The 17488-nt window shown below is 67.6% G+C and carries 18 protein-coding genes; 8 read left to right on the top strand and 10 right to left on the bottom strand.

Translation table 11 applies throughout. From position 1 onward, the window contains the following. Positions 1-5 precede the first annotated feature (5 nt). Positions 6-629: a histidine phosphatase family protein gene (locus KHB019_RS06585; RefSeq protein WP_230101473.1), complete on the bottom strand. Its 624-nt coding sequence runs from the start codon at positions 627-629 to the stop codon at positions 6-8. Then, complete coding sequence (locus KHB019_RS06590; protein ID WP_325470827.1) at positions 630-995, bottom strand: DUF5684 domain-containing protein; 366 nt, start codon at positions 993-995, stop codon at positions 630-632. Positions 996-1134: 139 nt separating this feature from the next. Here KHB019_RS06590 and aspS point away from each other — a divergent pair, with 139 nt between their 5' ends. Next, entirely contained in the window at positions 1135-2916 is a 1782-nt protein-coding gene (gene aspS / locus KHB019_RS06595; RefSeq protein WP_325470826.1) for an aspartate--tRNA ligase, read from the top strand. 111 nt (positions 2917-3027) lie between these two features. On the opposite strand, the gene KHB019_RS06600 is transcribed toward aspS, so the two are convergent. Beyond that, the gene (locus KHB019_RS06600; protein WP_337458432.1) at positions 3028-3861 is read right to left on the bottom strand and encodes a sulfite exporter TauE/SafE family protein; all 834 of its coding nucleotides are present in this window, start codon (positions 3859-3861) and stop codon (positions 3028-3030) included. Between the two features lie 48 nt (positions 3862-3909). Between KHB019_RS06600 and KHB019_RS06605 the strand changes: the two genes are divergently transcribed. The 5 genes from KHB019_RS06605 (at position 3910) to KHB019_RS06625 (ending at position 8504) form a co-directional block, all read left to right on the top strand. Further along, positions 3910-4425, top strand: a complete 516-nt coding sequence (locus KHB019_RS06605) for a GNAT family N-acetyltransferase (protein WP_230101477.1) — start codon at positions 3910-3912, stop codon at positions 4423-4425. Between the two features lie 137 nt (positions 4426-4562). Continuing rightward, entirely contained in the window at positions 4563-5708 is a 1146-nt protein-coding gene (locus KHB019_RS06610; RefSeq protein ID WP_230101478.1) for an ABC transporter substrate-binding protein, read from the top strand. Further along, positions 5705-6631 (top strand): ABC transporter permease, encoded by a 927-nt coding sequence (locus tag KHB019_RS06615; RefSeq protein WP_443193195.1) that lies wholly within the window; start codon positions 5705-5707, stop codon positions 6629-6631. The genes KHB019_RS06610 and KHB019_RS06615 overlap by 4 nt, the downstream gene beginning before the upstream one ends. Beyond that, on the top strand, positions 6628-7422 hold the full coding sequence (locus KHB019_RS06620) for an ABC transporter permease (protein ID WP_337458433.1): 795 nt from the start codon (positions 6628-6630) through the stop codon (positions 7420-7422). The genes KHB019_RS06615 and KHB019_RS06620 overlap by 4 nt, the downstream gene beginning before the upstream one ends. Continuing rightward, a complete protein-coding gene (locus KHB019_RS06625; protein WP_230101480.1) occupies positions 7419-8504 on the top strand; it encodes an ABC transporter ATP-binding protein in 1086 nt (361 codons plus the stop codon). The genes KHB019_RS06620 and KHB019_RS06625 overlap by 4 nt, the downstream gene beginning before the upstream one ends. A gap of 13 nt (positions 8505-8517) precedes the next feature. On the opposite strand, the gene KHB019_RS06630 is transcribed toward KHB019_RS06625, so the two are convergent. The 7 genes from KHB019_RS06630 to KHB019_RS06660 all read right to left on the bottom strand — a co-directional run bounded on the left by KHB019_RS06630 (position 8518) and on the right by KHB019_RS06660 (position 15293). After that, entirely contained in the window at positions 8518-9273 is a 756-nt protein-coding gene (locus tag KHB019_RS06630) for an amino acid ABC transporter ATP-binding protein (protein WP_230101481.1), read from the bottom strand. Then, a complete protein-coding gene (locus KHB019_RS06635) occupies positions 9270-10067 on the bottom strand; it encodes an amino acid ABC transporter permease (RefSeq protein ID WP_337458434.1) in 798 nt (265 codons plus the stop codon). The genes KHB019_RS06630 and KHB019_RS06635 overlap by 4 nt, the downstream gene beginning before the upstream one ends. Before the next feature lie 37 nt (positions 10068-10104). After that, complete coding sequence (locus KHB019_RS06640) at positions 10105-10929, bottom strand: transporter substrate-binding domain-containing protein (protein WP_230101483.1); 825 nt, start codon at positions 10927-10929, stop codon at positions 10105-10107. 90 nt (positions 10930-11019) lie between these two features. Continuing rightward, on the bottom strand, positions 11020-12051 hold the full coding sequence (locus KHB019_RS06645; protein ID WP_337458435.1) for a serine hydrolase domain-containing protein: 1032 nt from the start codon (positions 12049-12051) through the stop codon (positions 11020-11022). Between the two features lie 16 nt (positions 12052-12067). Continuing rightward, positions 12068-12988, bottom strand: coding sequence for a carbohydrate ABC transporter permease (locus KHB019_RS06650; protein ID WP_230101485.1), 921 nt, complete (start codon positions 12986-12988; stop codon positions 12068-12070). Continuing rightward, the gene (locus tag KHB019_RS06655) at positions 12988-13947 is read right to left on the bottom strand and encodes a carbohydrate ABC transporter permease (RefSeq protein WP_230101486.1); all 960 of its coding nucleotides are present in this window, start codon (positions 13945-13947) and stop codon (positions 12988-12990) included. Before KHB019_RS06655 ends, KHB019_RS06650 begins: the two co-directional genes overlap by 1 nt. Positions 13948-14015: 68 nt before the next feature. Further along, positions 14016-15293 carry an ABC transporter substrate-binding protein gene (locus KHB019_RS06660; RefSeq protein WP_230101487.1) on the bottom strand — a complete coding sequence of 426 codons (1278 nt, stop codon included), beginning with the start codon at positions 15291-15293 and terminating at the stop codon, positions 14016-14018. A gap of 149 nt (positions 15294-15442) precedes the next feature. On the opposite strand from KHB019_RS06660, the gene KHB019_RS06665 reads away from it, so the two are divergent. Together KHB019_RS06665 and KHB019_RS06670 are read left to right on the top strand one after the other, a co-directional pair. Continuing rightward, entirely contained in the window at positions 15443-16309 is an 867-nt protein-coding gene (locus KHB019_RS06665) for a MurR/RpiR family transcriptional regulator (RefSeq protein ID WP_230101488.1), read from the top strand. A 3-nt stretch (positions 16310-16312) separates the two neighbouring features. Then, positions 16313-17488 carry an exo-beta-N-acetylmuramidase NamZ family protein gene (locus KHB019_RS06670; protein ID WP_230101489.1) on the top strand — a complete coding sequence of 392 codons (1176 nt, stop codon included), beginning with the start codon at positions 16313-16315 and terminating at the stop codon, positions 17486-17488.

A 17488-nucleotide genomic window follows, 5' to 3' on the forward strand; every position in this document is an offset into this window, starting at 1 on the left:
CGCTGCTACACGGCGCCGAGGTCGATGCCGGCGGCCGCAGGCTCGGCGTAGCCGACCTCGCGCCACACGTCGCCGACCCGCTCGAAGGACGTGACGCTCGAGAGCGCGCAGCGCCGGGTGCGCGGATCGTGGCGAAGGCGGAGGCCCGCGACGTGGAGGTGCGTGATCCAGATCGGCGCCTGGTGCGAAACGATCACGGCATCCCCGCGCTCCGTCTCGTTCCAGGCGCTGTTCATCGCCTCCTCCATCCTCACGGCGATGGACTGGTACGGCTCACCCCAGGTCGGCACGGAAGGATTGCGCAGGTGCCACCAGTTGCGCGGATCGCGCAGCGACCGGCTCATCCGCGTGCCCTCGAACACGTTCGTCGGCTCGATGACGCGTTCGTCGAGTGCTGGGACGAGCCCGAAGATCTCGCTGAACGGCTCGGCGGACTCCTGCGTGCGCTGGAGGGGCGAGCTGCGCAATGTCGTCACTGGCCGCTCGAGCCCCTGGACGTACTCGGCTGCGGCACGCGCCATCCGCCGGCCGTCCTCGCTCAGTCGATAGTGCGGCAGCCGCCCGTAGAGAACGCGGCGAGGGTTGTGGACCTCTCCGTGGCGGACGAGGTGCAGTCGTTCGGCAGGCATTCAGACCTTCCGGTAGGTCGCCGACCCGAAGCCGATGATGAGGTGCCCGATGAAGGGGAAGATCCACAGCAGGAAGAACGAGAACACGACGCCCTTGCCGAAGTTCGCGCCCTCCTTCACGGCGACGATGATCGCGAACACGATGTTCACGATCGGGATGAGGTAGAGCAGCCCGAGCCAAGCGGACATACCGGCGATCTTCACGAGGAAGAACCAGTTCACGATCGGGATCAGCGCCAGGATGCCGGCATACCCGGCCTTCACGAAGACCCGCCACATGGTGATGGCGTAGAGCACGTACAGGGCGAGAGACAGCCACATGGACGTCGTCGTGGCGATCTGGTCGCTGATCAGATTCCAGTCCACGGCGCACTCCCTGTTCGCGCGGCCGTCCGGCACGGCCCATCGCGGCCGAGTCTATCCATCGGCATCCAGCGCCCCGCGGATCCCCGGCCGCGCCCCCGTAGAATGGCGGAGTTCCCTTTTCTGAACTGGAGGAATCTCCGTGCTTCGCACTCACACGACCGGCTCGCTGCGAGCCGACCACATCGGTCAGACCGTCACCCTCACGGGTTGGGTCGATCGTCGTCGTGATCACGGAGGAGTCGCCTTCATCGATCTTCGTGACGCCTCTGGGATCGCCCAGGTCGTCATCCGCGACGAAGAGGTGGCCCACCCGCTGCGCAGCGAATTCGTACTGAAGGTCACAGGCTCGGTCTCTCGCCGCCCCGAGGGCAACGCGAACCCGAACCTGCCCACCGGCGACATCGAGGTCATCGCGACCGAGGTCGAGGTGCTCAACGAGTCCGCTCCCCTGCCGTTCCAGGTCTCCACCGGCCTCGGCGACAGCGAGATGATCGGCGAGGACGTTCGGTTCAAGTACCGCTACCTCGACCTGCGACGCCCGTCCGCGGCATCGGCTCTTCGCCTGCGCTCGAAGGTCTACAGGGCCGTCCGCGAGGTTCTCGACGCCCGCGAGTTCGTCGAGGTCGAGACGCCCACGCTCACCCGATCCACGCCGGAGGGCGCGCGCGACTTCGTCGTGCCGGCTCGTCTGCACCCCGGCAGCTGGTACGCCCTGCCGCAGAGCCCGCAGCTGTTCAAGCAGCTACTCATGGTCGGCGGCATCGAGAAGTATTACCAGATGGCTCGCTCGTACCGCGACGAGGACTTCCGCGCCGACCGTCAGCCGGAGTTCACGCAGCTCGACATCGAGATGAGCTTCGTCGACCAGGAAGACGTCATCGAGATGATGGAAGACGTCATCACCGCGATGTGGAAGACGATCGGCGTAGAGGTGCAGACCCCGCTGCCGCGCATCACCTACGCCGACGCGATGGCGAAGTACGGCTCCGACAAGCCCGACCTGCGCTTCGGACTCGAGCTCGTCGAAGCCACCGACTACTTCTCCGAGACGACGTTCCGCGTGTTCCAGGCCGAGTACGTCGGCTCTGTACGGATGCCGGGCGGCGCCTCGCAGCCGCGGAAGCAGCTGGACGCCTGGCAGGACTGGGCGAAGCAGCGCGGTGCCCGCGGCCTCGCCTACGTCCTGTTCAACGAGGACGGAACTCTGGGCGGCCCCGTCGCCAAGAACCTGTCCGAGAAGGAGCAGGCGGGTCTGGCCGAGCTCACCGGCGCCGAGCCGGGTGACTGCGTTTTCTTCGCGGCCGGCTCCGCCAAGGACTCGCGTGCGCTGCTGGGTGCGGCGCGCGTCGAGATCGGGCGCCGCCAGGGTCTGCTCGACCCCGACACGTTCGCGTTCACGTGGGTCGTGGATGCTCCGATGTTCGAGCCTGCGGCGGATGCCGTGGCATCCGGTGACGTCGCTGTCGGCGCCGGCGCCTGGACGGCCGTGCACCACGCCTTCACCGGCCCGAAGCCGGAGTTCGCGGACACCTTCGACACCGACCCCGGGTCGGCGCTCGCCTACGCGTACGACATCGTCTGCAACGGCTCCGAGCTCGGCGGCGGCTCGATCCGCATCCACCGCGAGGATGTGCAGAAGCGCGTGTTCGAGGTCATGGGCATCTCGGACGAGGTCGCGAACGAGCAGTTCGGATTCCTGCTGGACGCGTTCAAGTTCGGCGCACCGCCGCACGGTGGAATCGCGCTCGGCATGGACCGCGTGCTGCAGCACCTGACGAAGACCGAGTCGATCCGCGAGGTCATCGCGTTCCCGAAGACCGGCAACGGCTTCGACCCGCTGACCAGCGCGCCCGCGCCCATCACGGATGCGCAGCGCGCCGAGGCCGGCGTCGACTTCGTACCGGAGGATGCCGAGGCCTGAGCCTCGTTCCCCGAGCTCTCACGCCGAGCCCCCGTCTTGCTGTCGAGACCCCGTCGTATTCGCGCATCTACGACGGGGTCTCGGCGATAAGACGGGGGCTCAGCAGGTGGGTCAGTGCTCCGCGAGCAGGGCGAGCCCCGGCACGATGTTCTCGTTCCATACGTCGAAACCGAGCTTCGCGATGAGCGCCACGACGACGATCAAGAACACGACGCGGATGAACGTCGCGCCGCGCGCGATCGCCATACGAGAGCCCAGGTAGCTGCCCACGACGTTCGCGACGGCGAGGATGCCGCCCAGCAGCCACAGCACGGATCCGTGCGGGATGAACAGCAGCAGCGCGCCGGCGTTGGTGGCGAGGTTGACGATCTTCGCCTTGGCGCTCGCCTGCAGGAAGTCATAGCCCATCAGCGCCACGAGCGTGATGACGAGGAACGTGCCGGTGCCCGGCCCGATCATCCCGTCGTAGAACCCGATCACGAGGCCGGCAGCACCAGCCATGATGTGGTGCTTGTGCCCGGCGAAGCGCAGCTTGGTCGCCGCCCCCATCTCCGGCTTGAACACCGTGAAGATCGCCACTGCCAGCAGCGCCACGACGATGATCGGTTTGAAGGCTGCCGGCGGCAGAACGGTAGCCACCGCTGCTCCGCCGAAGGACCCGGCAAGTGCGATTCCTGCCATCGGCAGGGCCGTGCGGATGTCGGGTTTCGCGCGGCGGTAGTACGTGACGCTGCTGGTCGCGGTGCCGAACACCGAGGCGAGCTTGTTCGTCGCGAGCGCCTGCACCGGCGCGATGCCGGGGATGAGCAGCAGGGCCGGCAGCTGCAGCAGCCCGCCGCCCCCGACGACGGCGTCTATCCAGCCGGCGCCGAACGCCGCGAGGACGACGAAGATCAGCATCCCCCAGGTGAGCTGTTCGAGCCCGAGCAGCTCACCGATCTCCATCCCTCCAGTATCCCTCGCACGTGCGATCGGCGATGACAGACTGGAATCATGCTCGACGCTCTTCCGCTGCCGCATCCGTTCGATCGCCGCGCCGGCGCCGCGACCCTGCGCCGCGCGACGAGCGGTGATATCGACGCACTGATCACGTTGCTCGCGGATGACCCGATCAGCGCGGCACGTGGCGACGTCGCATCCGACACCGACCGCGATGCCTACGAAACCGCGCTGGAGGAGATCCTCGCCGATCCGTCGAATGATCTGCTCGTCGTCGAGATCGACGTCGCGGTCGTGGGCACACTGCAGCTCACCTCGATTCCCGGGATGGCGCGACGCGGCTCGCGCCGCCTGCTCGTCGAGGCGGTGCGAGTGCGCAGCGACCTGCGCTCATCCGGCATCGGCTCGGCCGTCATGCACTGGGTAGCGGATGCCGCGGCTCCCGCTCTCGGCGCGGTACTCGTGCAGCTCACCTCGGACGCCGCACGCACCGAGGCGCACCGGTTCTACGAGCGCCTCGGATACGTCGGCTCGCACGTGGGCTTCAAATACAACGTCCCGCGAGACTGACCGCTGGCGTCGCGTTCGCGCCCGCGTCACCTCTCGTTCACCGTCGCCGGACGATCCGGTAACTCTCGCACCGTAGCGTCCTGACGCAACCCGAATTCCGGCGCGCCCGCGCCGGACACCGAGAGGAACCCACCCTGATGGCAACCATTACCCGCCGCTCGCGTCTCGTCGCCGGCATCGCCCTGGCAGCCACCGCCGCCCTGGCACTGACCTCCTGCGCGGCAGACAGCAGCGCAGGAGACGGCACGGACGGCGGCGACGCCGTCGACGCCGCATCCGCCACCTCACTCGCCGACTTCGGCACGTTCGAAGACCTCGAGGCCGCAGCCAAGGCCGAGGGCGCGCTGAACGTGATCGCCCTGCCCCGCGACTGGGCGAACTACGGCGAGATCCTCGACCTGTTCGCCGAGCGCTACCCCGAGATCACCATCAACGAGGCCTCCCCTGATGTCTCCAGCCAGGAGGAGATCACGGCCGCCGAGACGAACCAGGGCCTGGACACCGCGCCCGACGTGTTCGACCTCGGCCTCGCGGTCGCGCTGGCGAACACCGACATGTTCGCGCCCTACACGGTCGAGAACTTCGACGAGATCCCCGACGCGCTCAAGGAGCCCACCGGCCTGTTCGTCGGCGACTACGGCGGGTACATGTCCATCGGCTACGACGCTTCGAAGTTCGACGAGCCCACCTCGCTCGACGATCTCAAGGGTGCCGACTTCAAGGGCGCCGTCGCGATCAACGGCGACCCGACGCAGGCCGGCTCCGCCTTCGGTGCTGTGGGCCTCGCGGCGGTTCAGTCCGGCGGCGACCTCGACGACTTCACCCCCGGCATCGAGTACTTCGGGGAGCTGCAGAAGGCCGGCAACTTCCTGAAGGTCGACGTCACGCCCGCCACCATCACCAGCGGCGAGACCCCTGTCGTCTTCGACTGGGACTACCTGAACGCCGCTGCCGGCGCTGACAACGAGAACTGGAAGGTCGTCGTCCTGGACGGCACGGGCTACGCCTCGTACTACAACCAGGCCATCAACAAGGATGCCCCGAACCCGGCGGCGGCCCGCCTGTGGCAGGAGTTCCTCTACAGCGACGACGTGCAGAACCTGTGGCTGAAGGGCGGCGCTCGTCCGGCTCGCATGGAGGCCATGACCGAGGCAGGCACGATCGACGCCGACCTCGCAGCGGCCCTCCCCGAGGTCCCAGCCGAGACGGTCGTCCCGACCGAGGCGCAGTCCACGGCAGCCGGCACCCTGCTCGGCGAGAAGTGGGCCGCGGCCGTCCAGTGACCACTCTGATCCAGGGGGTGGATGCTGCGGCATCCGCCCCCACCACCGCCGGGCCGGATCAACCGGTCCGGCGGTCCGGCCTTTCCTGGGCATGGCTGGGACTGGTGCCGTTCGGCGCGTACGTCCTGCTGTTCCTGGCCGTACCGACGATCCTCGCGATCGGCTCCGGATTCGCAGGCGGAGACGGCGCCTTCACGTGGACCAACGTCGCAGCCCTCGTCGACCCCGTCGTGCTGACCACCTTCGCGAACTCCGCTTGGGTCTCGCTGCTCACGGCCGTGATCGGCGCGGTCGCCGGTGCCCTCGTCTGCTACGCCATGCTCGGCATGAACCCGCAGGGCGCTGTGCGCCAGAGCGTGGACGCCACAGCCGGCGTCCTCGCACAGTTCGGTGGCGTCATGCTCGCCTTCGCGTTCATCGCGACGATCGGCGCCCAGGGTGTCATCACGGTGCTGCTGCGCGACTCGTTCGGGTTCAACATCTTCGAGAACGGCATGTGGCTCTACGAGGTGCCAGGGCTCATCTTCCCCTACATCTACTTCCAGGTGCCGCTCATGGTGATCACGTTCATGCCGGCGCTCGCGGCGCTGAAGCCGCAGTGGTCCGAGGCGAATCTGACTCTCGGCGGCACGCGTCTGGGTTTCTGGACCCGCATCGGCATCCCCGTGCTCGCCCCGTCGTTCCTCGCGAGCCTCCTGCTGCTGTTCGCCAACGCGTTCTCGTCGTACGCGACCGCGGCCGCCCTCGCCAGTCAGGGTTCGCAGATCGTTCCGCTGCAGATCCGCGCCGCGCTCACCAGCGAGACCGTGCTCGGCCGCGAGAATCTCGCCGGCGCCCTTGCGCTCGGCATGATCGTGATCGTCGGCGTCGTGATGGCGCTGTACTCGCTGATCCAGCGGCGGGCTGCAAGGTGGCAGTCATGAACAAGCTCGCCCCCTCTCGCGTGACGCGCTGGGTCATCGGCATCGTGATCGGCGCCTTCTTCGCGATCCCCCTGGTCTCGACGTTCCTGTACACGCTGCGCGGGAAGGACGGCGGGCTCTCGTTCGAGCGCTGGGCCGCACTGATCGACCCGGCGGCATCCGCGGCGATCAAGCCGATCTGGACGGGCCTCGGCAACTCGCTGATCCTCGCCCTCGTCACGGTCGTCATCGTCCTGCTTCTGCTCGCGCCGACGATGATCCTGGTGAACCTGCGGTTCCCGACGCTCAAGCCGGTCTTCGAGTTCGCAGCTCTCCTGCCGATCTCGATCCCCGCGATCGTGCTCGTCGTCGGGCTCTCGCCGATCTACCTGCAGATCGGTCGCGCGTTCGGCACAGGCACGTGGACGCTCGCCTTCGCCTACGGCATCACCGTGCTGCCGTTCGCGTACCGCTCGATCCAGGCATCCATCGACGCCGCCGATCTGCGCACGCTGTCCGAGGCCGCCCGTTCGCTCGGTTCGAGCTGGCCGACCGTCGTGCTGAGGGTGCTCGCACCGAACCTGCGTCAGGGGCTGCTGTCTGCATCCCTCATCTCGATCGCCGTCGTGCTCGGCGAGTTCACGATCGCATCCCTCCTGAACCGGCAGGTGTTCCAGACGGCGATGGTCGTCGTCGGCAAGCAGGACGCCTACGCGCCCGCGATCTTCACGCTGCTCGCGCTGCTGTTCTGCTTCCTGCTGCTGCTCATCATCGGCCGCGCCGCCCGCGGCAACCGAAAGGCCTCATCATGACCACCGCGCTCCCCGCGACCAAGGACAACCAGCTGCTCGCCGAGGCCGGCGAGGGGACCCGAGTGCAGTTCGAGGGCATCGAGAAGAGCTACGGCTCGAACCGCGTGCTGCACGGCGTCGATCTCGACATCGCACCCGGCGAGTTCGTGTCGCTGCTGGGGCCGTCCGGATGCGGCAAGACCACCGCCCTGCGCGTGCTCGCCGGGCTCGAGAACGCGGATGCCGGGGCCGTGCTGCTCGGCGGCCAGAACGTCTCGCGCGTCCCCACCAACAAGCGCGACATCGGCATGGTCTTCCAGGCGTATTCGCTGTTCCCGCACCTCAGCGTCGCCGACAACACGGCGTTCGGCCTGCGTCGCCGGGGTGTCGGCAAGGCCGCGGCGGGCCGCCGAGCGCTGGACGCGCTTGCTCTCGTCGGCCTCGACGGCTTCGCCGACCGGTTCCCGCACCAGCTCTCGGGCGGGCAGCAGCAGCGCGTCGCTCTCGCCCGCGCCCTCGTCACCGAGCCGCGGGTGCTGCTCCTCGACGAGCCGCTGTCGGCGCTCGATGCCAAGGTGCGCGTGCAGTTGCGCGACGAGATCCGCCGCATCCAGCTGCGTCTGGGCATCACGACCGTGTTCGTCACGCACGACCAGGAGGAGGCGCTGGCCGTCTCCGACCGGATCGCGGTGATGGATGCCGGGCGCATCGACCAGATCGACTCCCCCGAGGAGCTGTACCTGCGCCCCGCGACCGCCCACGTCGCCGCGTTCGTCGGGCTGTCGAGCGTCGTCTCGGGCACGGCCTCCGGCGACACGGTCACGGTGTGGGGACGCGCACTCCCCGTCAACACTCCCGCGATCGGTGAGGTCGAGGTGCACCTGCGCCCCGAGAACCTGCGGTTCACCGGCGAGGCGGATGCCGCGACCGGAGGCGTCGTCGAGGAGAGCACGTTCCTCGGCAGCATCCGCCGCACGCTCGTCAAGACCGACACCGGCGAACTGGTCCGCGTGCAGCACGACGCGCACCAGCATCCAGCCTTCGGCGACCGGGTCTGGCTCGGAATCGAGCCGGTCCCCGTCGCCGTCCGCCCGCGCGCCTGACCGCGAGACGGCGCTAGAGCACGCGCGAGAGGAAGTCCTGCGTGCGCGGATGCTGCGGGTTCGCGAGCACCTCGCGCGGGTCGCCCTGCTCGACGATGTGTCCGCCGTCCATGAAGATCAGGCGGGATCCGACCTCGCGGGCGAAGCCCATCTCGTGCGTGACGACGAGCATCGTCATCCCGTCATCCGCGAGCGAGCGCATGACCTGCAGCACCTCGCCGACGAGCTCGGGGTCGAGCGCAGACGTCGGCTCGTCGAACAGCATCATGTCGGGGTTCATGCACAGCGCACGCGCGATCGCGACACGCTGCTGCTGACCACCGGAGAGGTGGCCGGGGTACGCGTCGGCCTTCTCGCTGAGCCCCACGCGCGCGAGCATCTCGTGCGCGACCCGCTCGGCTTCGGCCTTCGAGCGCTTCTTCACCCGCCGCTGCGCGAGCGTGAGGTTGCCCATCACGTCGAGGTGCGGGAACAGGTTGAAGCTCTGGAACACCATGCCGATGCGGGTGCGCACGCGGTCGATGTCGATGTCCTCGTCGGTGATGTCGATGCCCTCGACGAGGATGCTGCCGCCGGTGGGCTCTTCAAGCATGTTCACCGAACGCAGCAGCGTCGACTTGCCAGAACCCGACGGCCCGATCACGCAGACGACCTCGCCGCCGGTGACCGTGAGGTCGATGCCCTTGAGCACCTCATTGTCGCCGAAGCTCTTGACCAGCCCGCGGACCTCGATGGCCGGGGCGTGGACGTCGATCAGATCCGTGCTCATCGCTGCCTCGCCATTCGTCGCTCGAGCCACGCGCTGAATCGCGTGAGGGGGATGGTCACGATCAGGTACAGCAGCGCTGCCATGATCAGCGGGGTGCCATTGCCGTTCTGCGTCGTAGCGTCACGGGCGAAGGTCGTGAGCTCCTTCGACCAGATGAAGCTTCCGGCGATGAACAGCAGCGAGGTGTCCTTGAGCAGCAGCACGAACTCGTTCGTCAGCGGCGGGATGATGATGCGGAAGCCCTGCGGGATGACGATCCAGAACGTGGTCTTCATCGGCGACATGCCGAGCGACCGCGCGGCCTCGGTCTGCCCCTTCGGCACGGCCTGGAGCCCGGCGCGAATCGTCTCGGCCATGTACGCCGAGGCGACGAGGATCAGGCCGACGAGCCCGAGCACCACCGGACCGCCGAGATCCTGATTGCGCACGCCGATGGCGATGGGCAGGATGTACGCGATCGCGAAGATCGTCAACAGTGCTGGAAGGCCGCGGAACAGCTCGATCCACACCGTCGCGATCCACCGGAAAGGCGCGATCACGGAGAGCTTCATCAGCGCCAGCACGACGCCGAGCAGCAACCCGCCGAGGAACGCGATAGCGGTGAACCACAGCGTGTTCACCAGCCCGGTGGTGATGATGCCCGGAAGCATCTTGAGCGCGACTTCGGGGTTGAAGAAGAGCGGACCGAGCCGCGCCCAGTTGGCTGTCGCCAGCGCCCACACCGCAAGCGCGATGAGGATCGCGTACACCGTGTAGCGGTACAGCTTCTGTTTCTGAGTGCGCCTCAACGCCATCGGCAAGGTCCTCCCGATCTACCGTCCTGCGCGAAACTCAGTTGGCGGAGAAGTACGTGTCGTAGATCGTGTCGTAGTCGCCGCTGTCACGGAGCTCCTGCAGCGCAGTGTTGACGGCGTCGAGCAGGGCGGTCTTCTCGCCCTTGGCGAAGGCGAAGCCGTAGGACTCGCCGGTGTCGTACTCCTCGACGATCTTGTAGTTCGGGTCGGCCTTCTCGTGCTCGATGTTTACCGGCTGGTCCTGCAGGATCGCGTCGATGGTGCCGGCCTGGATCGCCGGCCACAGCTCGCCGTCGGAGGGGAGCTGCAGAAGCTCCGCGCCCGGCGCGTTCTCGGTCGCGTACGCCTCACCGGTCGTGCCCTGCTGGACGCCGACGATCTTGCCATCGAGGTCGTCGATGGTCTTGATGTCCGAGTCGGCGGGGACCAGCAGCGACTGCAGCGAGTCGTAGTAGGGGTCGGAGAAGTCGAGGTTCGCCTTGCGCTCATCGGTGATGGTCATCGCGGATGCGCCGAGGTCGCACGTGCCGGATGCGAGCGTGGTGCCCGACTGCAGCGCGTCGAAGCCGACGTCCTGCACAGCCAGCTTCAGGTCGAGCTTCTTCGAGATCGCATCGAGCAGATCGATGTCGAAGCCGGTGTATCCGGTGCCGTTGTCGCCGCCCTCGAACTCGAACGGCGCGTAAGGGATGTCAGAGCAGATGGTGAGCGTGCCCGCCTCGACGAGTCCGTAGTCGTCACCACCGGATGCCGGGGCGTCGTCGCCTCCCGCATCGTTGCCCGCGCCGGCGCAGCCCGACAGGGTGAGGGCGGCCGTCGCCGCGAGGGCGAGGCCGAGGACGAGGTGACGGCGACGGGTCATGACCGCTCCAGACTGACGGGGCCGTGGGGCCCGCTTACGGGTATGCAGATCATCCTGACACGGAGCAGACCAGAATTCCCACCTTGCGGGTTACGTTTCCGTTTCGCTCCCCGCCGTGGTGCGGATGCTCTCACCGCCATCGGAGCCGATCGGTCGCAGGAAATCTCTGCGAATGAGGCTGACGTCGGTTCCCTCCCGGGTGGGGTGCACCCGGTTGAGCAGAAGCACGCCGAAACCGCCCGAGTCGCGATCGACCGCGAAGCAGGTCCCGGTGAATCCGGTGTGGCCGACGGCATCCACCTCGCCCATCCACGAACGGTCTCGCACTCGGAGTCCGATCGCCTGTCCGTACCCCGCCTCGGCCCGGATGACCGGTGCCGACATCAGCCTGACGCTCGCCGAGGTCAGCACGCGCGAGCGCGGACCATCGCCGTCGTCGCGGACCATCCTGGCCAGGGCTGCGACGTCATCCGCGCTGCCGAACAGCCCTGCGTGTCCTGACGGGCGGGCGAGCGCGTGCGCGAGCTCGTCGTGGACCTCGCCGCGGATGAGTCCGCGATGCGGCTGCTCCTCCGTGGCGACCGCCCTCTCCTGCTCCGGTCGCCACGTGAGCGAGTCGGCGCCGAGCGCGACGGCGACCTCGGCGACGATCTCCTCCAGCGACCGACCGGACGCACGCTCGAGGATCTCGCCGACGGCGATGAATCCGACATCCGAATAGCAGTGCTCCTCCCCCGGCACGGCGCGCAGTTCCGTGCGCAGCGCTGCCGCCCTGAGCTCGTCTCCGAGGAGACCGTCGCGCCAGAGCCAGCACTCGGGCGGGAGGCCGGAAGAGTGCGTGAGGAGGTGCCGCAGCGTGACGCGAGCGGCATCCGATCCCGAACCCACGGCGGCGATCTCGGATACCGGTGCGTCGAGATCGATGAGCCCCTGTTCCACGAACCGCAGCGCGGCCACGGTCGTGAAGACCTTGGTCAGCGACGCCAGGTCGAACAGGTGGTCCGGTCGCAGCGGACCGGCGTCATGCGCAGACGGCGCACCGGCGAGCATCCGCTGCTCCTCGGCGCCGGCGCGGACGACGCGCACCGATGCCCATGCCGACCCCGGCGCGCCGTTCACCATGACCGACGCTCCGTGGTCACTTGCTCATGCCTGAGGTCAGCCCGTTGATGATCTGCTTTGTCGCGAGCAGGAACAGCACCACCAGCGGGATGGTCGCGATCGTGAGCCCGGCGAACAGCTGCGGCCAGTCGGTCGAGTACTCGCCGAAGAAGCGGGTGAGACCCACCGGCAGCGTGTACGAGTCGCGATCGCGAAGCAGGATGAGCGGATAGAAGAAGTCGTTCCACACCGGGACGAAGCGGAACACGATCACCGTCGCCAGCGCCGGGCGGATCAGCGGCAGCAGGATCATGATGAAGGTGCGCAGGGGCCCTGCTCCGTCGATGCGGGCCGCTTCTTCGAGCTCGATAGGCAGCGCACGGAAGAACACTGTCAGCACGAAGGTCGTGAACGGGATGCCGAGAGCGCCGTAGACGAGGACCAGGCTGAACACGTTGCTGGTCATCTTGAGCGAGTCCAGCAAGTAGAACAGCGGCAGGATCGCCAGGTGGACGGGCAGCATGAGCCCGGACAGGAATACCGCCTCGATCCCGCGGAAGAACTTCGCCCTCGCGCGGGCGAATGCGTACGCCGCGAGCACCGAGACGACGGTCGTGACGATGACCGATCCGACTGTGACGGTGATCGAGTTGATGAAGTAGGTGTCGAAGGATGCGGTGACCCAGGCCTTCTGGAAGCTCGTGAAGGTGGCGGGGAACGGCAGTCCCAGCGGTTCGGAGGCGATCTGCTGCTGGCTGCGCAGAGAGTTGTTCACCATGAGCAGGAGCGGCCCGATCGCGACGAGCGCGTAGGCCCACAGGAACACGTTGGCGAAGACACGGCCGATGAGCGGCGTGTCCGAACGGACGCGGCGGCGTCGACGCGGTGCGGGCGGGCGTCCGGAGACGATGGCTTCGGTCGTCGCGTCGTCGACGGCGGTGGCGGTGACGGTGCTCATCAGAACAGCTTCCGTTCGGCTCGGCGCATGGAGGAGGTGATCACGACCGAGATCACCATGATGAAGATGAACAGCACGGTCGCGAGAGCGGAGGAGACGCCGATCGAGTTCGGGTTCCCCGATTCGAACGCGGTCCGGTAGAACAGCAGCATCATGACGTCGGTCGAACCGGCGGGTGCTCCGTTGGATCCGGCGAGCGCGAACGGGATCGCCATGGACTCCATGCTGCCGATGAAGGTCAGCACGGTGATGATGCCGATCGTCGGTGTGAGCATCGGCAGCGTGATGTAGCGGAATCGCTTAGCGGCCGTCGCGCCGTCCAACGAAGCAGCCTCCTCGATCTCCTCCGGGATCCCTCCCAGAGCCGCCCCGTACAGGAGGATCGGGAAGCCGATCCACTGCCAGGCGCTCACGAGCACGATCACCCAGATGGCGAGGTTCGGATCCCCCAGCCACGGCAGCGCCAAGCCTTCGAGCCCGACGCCGCGGAGGATCGCGTTGACGGGTCCGAACAGCGGAGACAGCATCAGCGACCACAGGTAGCCGATGACCATCGGGCTGACCAGGTACGGCAACGCGAAGATCGTCTGGAAGAACCGCTTCGAGCGGCCGCGTCGGTGGAGGAGCGTCGCGATGCCCAGCCCCAGCGAGTTCTGGAACACGATGGCGCCGGCGAACAGCAGCAGGTTGTGTCCGAACGCGTTCCAGAGTTCCGACGCGTACGGCTCCTTCGTGAGGAGCGTGATGTAGTTGCCGATGCCGGCGAACCCGCCCTGCTTCGTCCCCTGCCAGTCGAAGAACGAGTAGCTCAGCGCGGCAAGCATCGGGTACAGGATGAGCACCGCGAACAGGGCAGCGGCCGGGAGGACGAACAGCAGCGCCGTCGGAGTCGTCAGAGCGATGCCCGTGCGGGTTCGCCCTGCCTTCTCACGCCGGCGCACAGGGAGTGTCAGAGCCATGGGATGTCTTTCGGTTCCCGGTGGCGCCGCGAGCGGCGCCACCGGGAACGGTCAGGATGCGGAGTCGATCAGGATCCTGGAGTGAACCAGGTGGACACACCGGACTGCAGGTCGGTGCCGAGCTGCTCGGGTGTCTTGTCGCCGAGGAACATCGCCTGGACGTCAGGGCCGAGCACGGCGGTACCCGTCGGGTCGCCGTAGCGGAAGTCGACGAGCAGCAGGTACGGAGCCGGGTTGGCGGTGTACTGCTCGTTCATCTCCTGCATCAGCGGGTCGGAGTACTTGACGCCGGGCAGTGCGGAGAACTGGTCGACCTCGTCGGCCACGAGCTGTCCGAACTCCGCCGTGGTCATCCAGTTCAGCAGCTCGGCCGCGGCATCCTGCTGGTCGCTGGATGCATTGATGCCGAAGCTGCCGTCGGCGTAGCCGGGGGTGACGGCGTGGTCGAGGACGCTGCCGGGCGCCGGCGGCACCTCGTAGACGCCCCACTCGGTGTCGGGAGCGGAATCCTGGAAGGTCGGCAGGTCGAACGATCCACCAGGCCACTGAGCGGCCTGGCCTGAGGTGAACTGCAGCACGGCGTCTGCGACGGCGATGGCGTTCACGTTCTTGTCGAGGTACTTCTGCATGTCCTTGACGATCTGCAGCGAGGCGACGTAGTCGGCGTCGGTGAAATCGACGTCTCCGCTGAGCACCTTCTCCTCGAAGTCGGCGCCGCCGTAGCGCGCCGAGCCGACGATGTCGTGGAACATCGGAAGCACCCAGTCCTCGCGAGCGCCGAGCGCCATCGGCGTCACGCCCTCGTCGAGCAGAGTCTCCTGCAGGTCGATGAACTCGTCCCAGTCGGTCGGCTCCGCAAGACCCATCTCATCGAACATGGTCTTGTTGTAGAACATCTGCATCGTCTGGTACGCGAACGGAACGCCGTACGTGGCGCCGTCCTCACGTCCCTGGGCCGCGCGGAGCACGGTGGGGTCGAACTGGTCGAGTCCATCGACGATGTCATCGATCGGCACCAGCTGCTCCGACTGGATCGCCGCCTGCACGCCGCCGTAGGCGCGGAGCATGGCAAGGTCAGGGCCGTCGCTGCCCTCGAGTCCTGTGGCGAGGATCTGGTTGTACTCGGTGGGCTGGAACCCCTCGAACTCGATGGTCACACCGGGGTGGGCCTCTTCGTAGACGTCGAACACCGCCTCCCACTTGGGCGACGACGAGGCCTGCCATGACCAGATCTTCAGCGTGATGTCATCCTCGCCGGCATCGGATGCCGGTGCACAGCCGGCCACGGCGAGACCCGTGACGACCAGGCCTGCGGTGAACGCGAGGCGAATCGGGCGATTACGCATGAGGTTCCTCTCGGTAATGAAGCACCGCCTGGAGCTCGGCGGCGACAACGCTGTCGTGCATTCCCCCACCTTGGGCAATGACTTCCAAGATATCAAGCCTTTCCGAAAATTAGTTACAGACTGGAAACAATTTCTGACATGATGGGCGCGTGCCCACCAGTGCCATGACCGCGATCCATCAGCGGCGGTCCGCGCTCACGCCGACCGAGCAGCGGATCGCCACGCATGTGCTCGCCGAGCCCCACCGCGTGGTCGAGAAGTCCATCACTCAGCTGGCTTCGGCCAGCGGCACGTCCGTTGCGAGCATCGCGCGGTTCGCTCAGAGCCTCGGCTTCGCCGGGTACCCGGACTTCCGTCTCGCCCTGGCCACGGAGCTCGACAGGACGGAGTCGGATCGCGAACGCTTCCAGGTGTCCGCGGGCGATGTCAGCCGAGACGATGACGCCGTCACCACCATCCGCAAGATCGCTTTCGCCGAGGCATCCGCGATCGAGCGCACGGCCAGGCAGATCGACGTGGAGGACCTCGAACGCTGCGTCCGCGCGATCAGGACGGCCAGACGCATCGACATCTACGGCACGGCGTCCAGCGGCCTGGCCGCGCACGACCTGGAGCAGAAGCTGCACCGCGCAGGACTCGTCGCGCAGGCGCGCACGGATCAGCACCTCGCCCTCACCGGCGCCGCTCTGCTGACCGAGCACGACGTCGCGATCGCCATCTCGCATTCGGGCCGGACACTCGAGATCGTGCAGTCCGCCGAGGTCGCGGCTGCGGCCGGCGCCACGACGATCGCCCTGACGAACAATCCGCGTTCCCCGCTCGCCCGGGTGTGCGGTCTCGTACTCGTGACGGCCGTCTCCGAGTCGACGTTCCGCTCGGGCGCCATGTCCAGCCGGATCGCACAGCTCGCCGTGCTCGATTTCCTGTACACCCGCATCGCGCAGGCGGACTACGACACCATCGCCGACAACCTGCAACGCACCTACGACGCCGTCACCGCACACAGAATCGACTGATCCATGCTCCTCGGAATCGACCGCCTCATCCGCCATGACTTCGACGACGCTCTGCTCTCCCGGTTGCGGAGCGCACGGCTCGGGATGCTGACGAACGACCTCGCCCTCACCTCCGACCTGAAGCGCGGCCGCGAGCCGTTGGCTGCCGGGGGCTGGGCGTTCTCGCTGTTCTTCGGCCCCGAACACGGCCTCAGCGGTCGGGCACGCGAGGGCGAGCTCGTGGGCGACGATGCCGACCCCGTGACGGGAGTGCCGGTTCGCAGCCTGTACGGGGCCGACGTCCGCCCGACCGCCGCCGACCTCGCCGACCTGGACGCCGTGCTCGTCGATCTGCCCGATGTCGGGGCGCGCTTCTACACGTACATCTGGACGATGAGTCATCTGATCGAGGCCTGCGCCGACGCGGGCGTCACGGTCATCGTCCTCGACAGGCCCAATCCGCTCGGCGGACGCCTGGACCGGGCGGAGGGACCCATGCTCGATGAGCGGGCGCAGTCCCTCGTCGGACGCTGGGCGATGCCGATCCGCCACGGGCTGACGATCGGAGAGCTGGCGAGGCACTGGGTTCGAACGCGCGGCATCGATGTGGACCTGCACGTCATCGAGGCAGCGGGGTGGCGCCGGGATGAGACGGCCATCGGCCGACAGGAGCTCACCTGGATGCCGCCGTCGCCGAACCTCCCGTCGGCAGCGACGACGCTGCTGTACCCGGGCACGTGTCTGGCCGAAGGCGTGAACGTGTCAGAGGGCCGCAGCACCGCGGTGCCGTTCCGCGTCATCGCGGCCCCGTTCATCGACGGCGAGCGCTACGCCGCCGCCATCGCAGCCGCCGAACTGCCCGGCCTCGCCGCGGTTCCGTACGGCTTCACGCCGCTCGTCCGCGACCACAGCGGCGAAGCGTGCGAAGGCGTCATCCTGCACGTCACCGATCCCGAAGCACTGCGCCCTGTGCACACCGGGGTCCGCCTGCTGTCGCTGCTCGAGCAGATCCACCCCGGAGCACTCGAAGAACGGTCGCTGATGCCGATGCCCGGCGAATCCCAGTGGACGCCCCTCGAGAAACTGTTCGGCGTCGAGGGCGCGTTCTCACAGATCGTCGCCGGAGACTGGGACGATCCGGAGAGGTTCGCGGTTCCGCAGTGGAGCGAGCTGGTCGCCGACGACCTGCTGTACCGCTAG

It is taken from the genome of Microbacterium sp. KHB019, assembly GCF_037285405.1.
GTDB lineage: Bacteria > Actinomycetota > Actinomycetes > Actinomycetales > Microbacteriaceae > Microbacterium.

Coding starts and splice junctions, on each gene's coding strand:
- KHB019_RS06625 (WP_230101480.1), top strand. CDS start 7,419: ATGACCACCGCGCTCCCCGCGACCAAGGACAACCAGCTGCTCGCCGAG.
- KHB019_RS06640 (WP_230101483.1), bottom strand. CDS start 10,929: ATGACCCGTCGCCGTCACCTCGTCCTCGGCCTCGCCCTCGCGGCGACG.
- KHB019_RS06670 (WP_230101489.1), top strand. CDS start 16,313: ATGCTCCTCGGAATCGACCGCCTCATCCGCCATGACTTCGACGACGCT.
- KHB019_RS06630 (WP_230101481.1), bottom strand. CDS start 9,273: ATGAGCACGGATCTGATCGACGTCCACGCCCCGGCCATCGAGGTCCGC.
- KHB019_RS06655 (WP_230101486.1), bottom strand. CDS start 13,947: ATGGCTCTGACACTCCCTGTGCGCCGGCGTGAGAAGGCAGGGCGAACC.
- KHB019_RS06620 (WP_337458433.1), top strand. CDS start 6,628: ATGAACAAGCTCGCCCCCTCTCGCGTGACGCGCTGGGTCATCGGCATC.
- KHB019_RS06645 (WP_337458435.1), bottom strand. CDS start 12,051: ATGGTGAACGGCGCGCCGGGGTCGGCATGGGCATCGGTGCGCGTCGTC.
- KHB019_RS06585 (WP_230101473.1), bottom strand. CDS start 629: ATGCCTGCCGAACGACTGCACCTCGTCCGCCACGGAGAGGTCCACAAC.
- KHB019_RS06610 (WP_230101478.1), top strand. CDS start 4,563: ATGGCAACCATTACCCGCCGCTCGCGTCTCGTCGCCGGCATCGCCCTG.
- KHB019_RS06660 (WP_230101487.1), bottom strand. CDS start 15,293: ATGCGTAATCGCCCGATTCGCCTCGCGTTCACCGCAGGCCTGGTCGTC.
- KHB019_RS06635 (WP_337458434.1), bottom strand. CDS start 10,067: ATGGCGTTGAGGCGCACTCAGAAACAGAAGCTGTACCGCTACACGGTG.
- KHB019_RS06600 (WP_337458432.1), bottom strand. CDS start 3,861: ATGGAGATCGGTGAGCTGCTCGGGCTCGAACAGCTCACCTGGGGGATG.
- KHB019_RS06605 (WP_230101477.1), top strand. CDS start 3,910: ATGCTCGACGCTCTTCCGCTGCCGCATCCGTTCGATCGCCGCGCCGGC.
- KHB019_RS06650 (WP_230101485.1), bottom strand. CDS start 12,988: ATGAGCACCGTCACCGCCACCGCCGTCGACGACGCGACGACCGAAGCC.